2 protein-coding genes are annotated in these 1636 nt (G+C 67.7%); both read left to right on the forward strand.

Features of this window, described 5'->3' with window-relative positions:
* Nucleotides 1–750, forward strand: a 750-nt coding sequence (locus GGQ89_RS19800) for an electron transfer flavoprotein subunit beta/FixA family protein (RefSeq protein ID WP_184107205.1), incomplete at its 5' end; no start/stop codon positions are given.
* The coding region (locus GGQ89_RS19805; RefSeq protein WP_184107207.1) for an FAD-binding protein at nucleotides 747–1636 on the forward strand (890 nt) is incomplete at its 3' end. The genes GGQ89_RS19800 and GGQ89_RS19805, both read left to right, overlap by 4 nt.

The following is a 1636-nucleotide window of genomic DNA, read 5'->3' on the forward strand; positions in this document are numbered from 1 at the left end:
ATGAAGATCGTCGTGCCCGTGAAGCGGGTGTTGGATTATAACGTAAAGCCGCGCGTGAAGGCGGACGGGACGGGCGTCGATCTGGCGAACGTGAAGATGTCGATGAACCCGTTCGACGAGATCGCGGTGGAAGAGGCGATCCGGCTGAAGGAAAAGGGGGCGGCGACCGAGGTCGTCGTCGTCTCGATCGGTGAGCCCAAGGCGGCGGACACGCTGCGCACCGCGCTCGCCATGGGTGCGGACCGGGCGGTGCTGATCACCGCCGACCAGGCGCCCGAGCCGCTGGGCGTCGCCAAGCTGCTCGCCAAGGTGGTCGAAGAGGAGCAGCCCGGCCTCGTCATCCTGGGCAAGCAGGCGATCGACGGCGACAACAACCAGACCGGCCAGATGCTGGCGGGGCTGCTCGGCTGGGCGCAGGGCACGTTCGCCTCGAAGGTCGAGATCGACGGTGAGACCGCCAACGTCACCCGCGAGGTCGATGGCGGGCTGGAGACGGTGGCGCTGACGCTGCCCGCCATCGTCACCACCGACCTTCGCCTGAACGAGCCGCGCTATGCCAGCTTGCCCAACATCATGAAGGCCAAGTCCAAGCCGATGGCGACCAAGACCGCCGCCGACTACGGCGTCGACATCGCGCCCCGGCTGACGATCACCCATGTCGCCGAGCCCGGCAAGCGCCAAGCGGGCGTCAAGGTCGGCTCGGTCGACGAACTGGTCGAGAAACTGAAAGCACTGGGAGTGGCCAAGTGAAGACGCTGCTATGGGTCGAGCATGACGGCGGGGCCGTCAAGGATGCCACGCTGGCGACCGTCACGGCGGCGGGCAAGCTGGGCGAGGTCCACCTGATCGTCGCGGGTCAGGGCGTCGACGGCGTGGCGCAGGCCGCCGCCAGGATCGCGGGCGTGGGCAAGGTCCATGTCGCCGACGACGCGGCCTATGCCAATGCGCTCGCGGAAAACGTCGCGCCGCTGATCGCTCAGCTGATGGGCCATCACGACGCCTTCCTCGCGCCCTCGACCACGACGGGCAAGAACATCGCGCCGCGTGTCGCCGCGCTGATCGACGTGATGCAGATCAGCGACATCCTGTCGGTCGAGGGGCCGGACAGCTTCACTCGGCCGATCTATGCGGGCAACGCGATTGCCACGGTCAAGACCAGCGACACCAAGCTCGTCCTGACCGTCCGCACCACCGCATTCGAGAAGGCAGCGGCCGAGGGCGGCTCGGGCGAGATCGAGGCGGTCGCCGCGACGGGCGACGCGGCCAAGTCCCGCTTCGTCGGTGCCGAAAAGGCCGAGAATGCCCGGCCCGAGCTGACCAGCGCCAAGATCATCGTCTCGGGCGGCCGCGCGCTGGGGTCGGAGGAGCAGTTCCATGCGCTGATTGACCCGCTCGCCGACAAGCTGGGTGCCGCCGTCGGTGCGTCCCGCGCGGCGGTCGATGCGGGCTATGCCCCCAACGACTATCAGGTCGGCCAGACCGGCAAGATCGTGGCGCCGGAAGTCTATGTCGCGGTCGGCATCTCGGGCGCGATCCAGCATCTGGCGGGGATGAAGGACTCCAAGATCATCGTCGCGATCAACAAGGACGAGGATGCGCCGATCTTCCAGGTCGCCGATATCGGCCTGGTCGGCGA

It is taken from the genome of Sphingomonas yabuuchiae (assembly GCF_014199595.1).
GTDB classification, from domain to species: Bacteria; Pseudomonadota; Alphaproteobacteria; order Sphingomonadales; family Sphingomonadaceae; genus Sphingomonas; species Sphingomonas yabuuchiae.